This is a genomic window from Desulfosarcina cetonica JCM 12296 (genome assembly GCF_001311845.1).
Lineage (GTDB): Bacteria > Desulfobacterota > Desulfobacteria > Desulfobacterales > Desulfosarcinaceae > Desulfosarcina > Desulfosarcina cetonica.
The window spans coordinates 1-4,664 of sequence record NZ_BBCC01000300.1; the positions used below are offsets into that span (position 1 = coordinate 1).

Annotated in this window: 3 protein-coding genes and 2 pseudogenes; all 5 read left to right on the forward strand. The window is 62.0% G+C overall.

Annotation, left to right across the window (positions count from 1 at the left end; translation table 11 throughout):
• Positions 1 to 338 precede the first annotated feature (338 nt).
• The 5 genes and pseudogenes from glyQ to JCM12296_RS32435 all read left to right on the forward strand — a co-directional run bounded on the left by glyQ (position 339) and on the right by JCM12296_RS32435 (position 4,473).
• Positions 339 to 1,213 (forward strand): annotated as a pseudogene (gene glyQ / locus JCM12296_RS32420) (glycine--tRNA ligase subunit alpha).
• 100 nt (positions 1,214 to 1,313) lie between these two features.
• Positions 1,314 to 1,532: pseudogene (locus tag JCM12296_RS48590) on the forward strand (glycine--tRNA ligase subunit beta); the annotation flags it as partial.
• 16 nt (positions 1,533 to 1,548) lie between these two features.
• Complete coding sequence (gene glyS / locus JCM12296_RS32425) at positions 1,549 to 3,390, forward strand: glycine--tRNA ligase subunit beta (protein WP_281492240.1); 1,842 nt, start codon at positions 1,549 to 1,551, stop codon at positions 3,388 to 3,390.
• 52 nt (positions 3,391 to 3,442) lie between these two features.
• Positions 3,443 to 3,697 (forward strand): hypothetical protein, encoded by a 255-nt coding sequence (locus JCM12296_RS32430; protein ID WP_054701807.1) that lies wholly within the window; start codon positions 3,443 to 3,445, stop codon positions 3,695 to 3,697.
• A 20-nt stretch (positions 3,698 to 3,717) separates the two neighbouring features.
• Positions 3,718 to 4,473 (forward strand): nucleoside phosphorylase, encoded by a 756-nt coding sequence (locus tag JCM12296_RS32435; protein ID WP_054701810.1) that lies wholly within the window; start codon positions 3,718 to 3,720, stop codon positions 4,471 to 4,473.
• Positions 4,474 to 4,664 lie beyond the last annotated feature (191 nt).

Here is a 4,664-nt window from a genome sequence, read left to right on the forward strand (position 1 = left end):
CCGTTTTACCGGTGCCGGCGGCGGCGGCTGCCTGTGGGCCATCGGCGAGGCCAAGGCCATCGCCGCCTTGAAACCGGTTTGGGCCGGGTTATTGGCCGAACGCCCGACCGCCGGTCTGCTCGACTGTCGCGTGGACACCCGGGGGGTGGCTTAACCAATTGATTTGAAATTTGAAATTTGAAATTTCAAATCCATCTGCCGCTGGCCCTTGTTAAACCGCCGGCTAAATGCTACGTATGGCGGTTATCGGGCCCTCTTCCAGGTTCACCCGATGTATTCATGATTATAAACGTTATCAATTGGTTGACGATCGATACAGACACTTCAAGGAAACACAGATGAACTTTCAGGATGTGATTCTCACGTTGGACAGATTCTGGGCCCGCAAGGGATGCGTGGTGGCCCAGCCCTATGATCTGGAAGTGGGCGCCGGCACCTTTCATCACCACACCACCTTGAAAGCCCTGGGTCCCGAACCGTGGAAGGTGGCCTACGTCCAGCCGTCCCGACGGCCCACGGACGGCCGTTACGGCGAGAACCCCAACCGCCTGCAGCATTACTACCAGTACCAGGTGCTGCTCAAGCCCTCCCCCATCAATGTCCAGCAGCTCTACCTGCAGAGCATGAAGGCCCTGGGCGTGGACCCCCTGGAACATGACATCCGTTTCGTCGAGGACGACTGGGAGTCCCCCACCCTGGGCGCCTCCGGGCTAGGCTGGGAAGTGTGGCTGGACGCATGGAGTGCACCCAGTTCACCTATTTCCAGCAGGCCTGCAGCATGGAACTGGCCCCCATTGCCGTGGAGCTGACCTATGGCCTTGAGCGCATCGCCATGTACCTGCAGAGCATCGACAACGTCTACGACCTGAAGTGGAACGATACCGTCACCTACGGCCAGGTGCACCACCAGCAGGAGGTGGAACAATCCACCTACAATTTCGAAAAGGCCGATGTCAGCCTGCTGCTGGACCTGTTCAACCGCTATGAGGCCGAAGCCAAGCGGATCATCGACGAAGGTCTGGTGCTGCCGGCCTATGAATTCACCCTCAAGTGCAGTCACACCTTCAATCTGCTGGATGCCCGCGGCGCCATCAGTGTCACCGAGCGGACCGGCTATATCGGCCGTATCCGCAACCTGGCGCGCAGTTGCGGCATGGGGTACGTGAAACAGCGCGAAGCCATGGGCTTTCCCCTGCTCACCCCGGCGGCCTGACCGGCGGTTGCGACCGCCCCTGACGATGACACGGTGAACGACTTTTCCGATCGGCCCAAACCGCCGCCCGGAAGCAACGATAGCGATGATCGAGGAGAACATGGAAACCCTACTACTTGAAATCGGTGCCGAGGAGATCCCCGCCGGCTACATCCGGCCGGCCCTGGACGCCATGGCCGAGAACCTCGTCAAGCGGTTGGACGCGGCCCGCATCGGCCATGCCGAGGCACGCACCTGCGGTACGCCCCGACGGTTGACGGTGATCGTGGCGGCGGTGGCGGCCAAGCAGGAAACCATCACCGAGGATCTCATGGGACCACCTGTGAAGATCGCCTTTGACGCCACCGGCAAACCGACCATGGCGGCAATCAAATTCGCCGAAAAAGGCCGGTGTCGCCGTCGGCCGCCTCAAGGTGGTCGAAACGGAAAAAGGCCGCTACCTGAGCGCCCGCAAGGTCAGCCGGGGCCAGGCCACGATGCAGTTGCTCAAAAGCATCCTGCCCGAAGTGATCCTGGCGATTCCCTTTCCCAAGAGCATGCGCTGGGCCGATATGACCATCCAGTTCGCCCGGCCCATCCAAAGCCTCGTGGCCCTTTACGGCACCAAGGTGGTGGCCTTCACCCTGGGCGGCCGGATCAAGAGCGGCCGTCATTCTTTGGGCCACATGTTCATGAGTCCGGGCAAGATCGCCATCGAATCGCCCGAGGCGTATGCCGCCAAACTGGCCGAGGCCAACGTGATCGTGGATATCGCCCAGCGCCGCCAGATGACGGCCGAGGCGGTGGCCGAGGCGGCCCGCGGGATCGGGGGCACGGTGCTGCCCGATGAAGAACTGCTCGATATCGTCACCAACCTGGTGGAAATCCCCGTGGCCACGGCCGGACGCTTCGATGAGATGTTCCTCGAGGTTCCCAAGGAAATCCTGATCACGGCCATGCGCGAGCATCAGAAATATTTTGCCGTGGTAGACGACCAAGGCCAGCTGATGCCCGGCTTCATTGCCGTCAACAACACCCGCACGCGGGATATGAATCTGGTGGCCACCGGTCATGAACGCGTCCTGCGCGCCCGGCTCTCCGACGCCCGCTACTTCTACCAGGCCGACATCAAGGTGCCCATGGAAGACTGGGTCGAAAAACTCAAAAGGGTGCTCTTCCAAGCCAAACTGGGCAGCATGCACGACAAGATGACCCGCGTGAAAACCCTGGCCGCCTGGCTGGCCGATGCCATCAACCCGGCGGAGAAGGAGAAGGTCTCCCGGGCGGCGCACCTGTGCAAGGCCGACCTGGTCAGTCAGGTGGTGGGCGAATTCGCCAACCTCCAGGGCATCATGGGACGAACCTACGCCCAGGTGGCCGGCGAGCCGGCCGATGTGGCCGCCGCCATTGAAGAACACTACCGTCCGACCCACAGCGGCGGTCAGTTGCCGGAAACCGAAACCGGCGTGATCCTGGCCATCGCCGACAAGATCGACTCCATCTGCGGCTGTTTCTCCGTGGGCCTGATCCCCACCGGTGCCGCCGACCCCTATGCGCTCAGACGCCAGAGCATCGGTATTCTGCAGATGATGCGCAGCCGCAACATCGGCATCGCCATGTCCGAGCTGGTGGAAAAAGGCGTCTCCCTGTTCGCCGGCGTCAGCAACCGGCCCGTGGCCGAAACCGTGGATGCCGTGCTCGCCTTCCTCAACGCGCGCCTGGCACGTCTTCTGGCTGACGACGGCCTTTCCAAGGATGTCATCGCCGCCGTGATGGGCGCTTCGGCAAACCACATTCCCGATATTCAGCGCCGGGCCGCGGCCCTGGAGCAGCTCAAGGGCAAACCCGATTTCGAGCCTCTGGCGGCGGCGTTCAAGCGGGTGGAGAACATCCTCAAGAAGGCGTCATCCGAGGCTGCCACGGCGATCGACCCCGCGCGGTTCGACCAGCCGGCCGAAAATACCCTGTACGCCGCCTGCCAATCGGTCACCGAAAAGGTGATCGGGCAACTGACCACGGGCGATCTGGAAGGCGCCCTGGCGACCATCGCCACATTGCGGGATCCGGTGGACGCCTTTTTCACCGATGTGATGGTCATGGCCGAGGACACGGCCGTGCGCGGCAACCGGCTGGCCCTTTTGTCGGCCATTTCGGCCATCTTCGGTCAGATCGCCGATTTTTCTCAGATATCCACCTAAAAAGGGCAACGTTTAAACCACAAATCTCAACCTGTCATGATAGGAGGCAGACATGCCTTTCGATCCCAGCAAGGATAAAGTGCTCAAGAAATGGAAATGCCCGGAAACCGGGCTGGTCGTCACGATCAACCAGTATGACCAGGGCGAGGCCAAGGTCCAGATCGGCCCACGGATCCTTAAAAAACAGGATGGCAGCGACCGCGCCCCGGTCAAGGCCGGCCGGCTGACCATCGAGGATATCCTCTGGCTGTACGATGTCATGGATGAAATCAAGGACGATTTGACCGACCTGCAACGGCCGGCCTGATCGGCGGCAGGAACTTTCCCATGCCCGAGCGTCGCGCCATCGTCAATCCCGTCAAGGGCAAGCGGCCGCCCGATACCGGCACCATTGCGATCATTGCCGCCACCGAAAGCGACCTGCAATTGATGGCCGGGATCACCCATGTCCCATTGGTGGAGGAGCGCAAGCTCTACATGAGCACGCTTCGCATCTTTGCCGACCCGCATCGGCGTTTCTGCCTGGCCGGTCCGGTGGTCGGTGCGCCGTATGCCGCCATGATCGTGGAAAGCCTATGCGTGTGGGGCGTTCGCCAGATCCTTTTCATGGGCTGGTGCGGCGCCGTTTCCCCCCACGTCAAGGCCGGTGACATCATCGTCCCGGCCAACGCCATGGTGGACGAAGGGACCTCCGGCCACTATTGCGACCCCACGTGCCGGGTGGCCCTGCCGGCCCGCGAGTTGACCCATCAGGCCCAGCTGGCCCTCGAGCACCACGGCGCCAGCTTTCACAGCGGTGCCATCTGGACCACCGATGCGATCTTCCGTGAGACCGTCGAGAAGGTCAAGTACTACCAGTCCATCGGAGCCCTGGCCGTCGAGATGGAACTTTCCGCTGTCTTCACCGTGGCCACCTTCAGGGAAATGGAGGCGGCCGGCCTGCTGGTGGTCTCCGACGAAGTCTCCGACTTGACCTGGCGGCCGGGATTTCGCACGACCGCCTTCAAGACGGCCCGACAGCAGGCCTGCCGGGCCGCGCTGACCCTGGCGAGCTGCTTCGGCGTACAGGATGTATTTGCCTAGTTTCTCCCTTTTTTGTTAACCCGAAACGAGCCAACCGATTCGCCATGGCCGCACCCTCCATAGATGAACTCGTCGATCTGCTCGCGTCCTACAACCAGGCCTACCGCCGGGGCGCCCGATCGTTACGGACGCCGAGTACGACGGCCTGGTGGAACAGTTGCGCCAACGCGCCCCGGACCACGCGTCCTGCA

Excerpts from the sequence above, each read along its gene's own strand:
- JCM12296_RS32430 (WP_054701807.1), top strand. The coding sequence starts at position 3,443 with ATGCCTTTCGATCCCAGCAAGGATAAAGTGCTCAAGAAATGGAAATGC.
- JCM12296_RS32435 (WP_054701810.1), top strand. The coding sequence starts at position 3,718 with ATGCCCGAGCGTCGCGCCATCGTCAATCCCGTCAAGGGCAAGCGGCCG.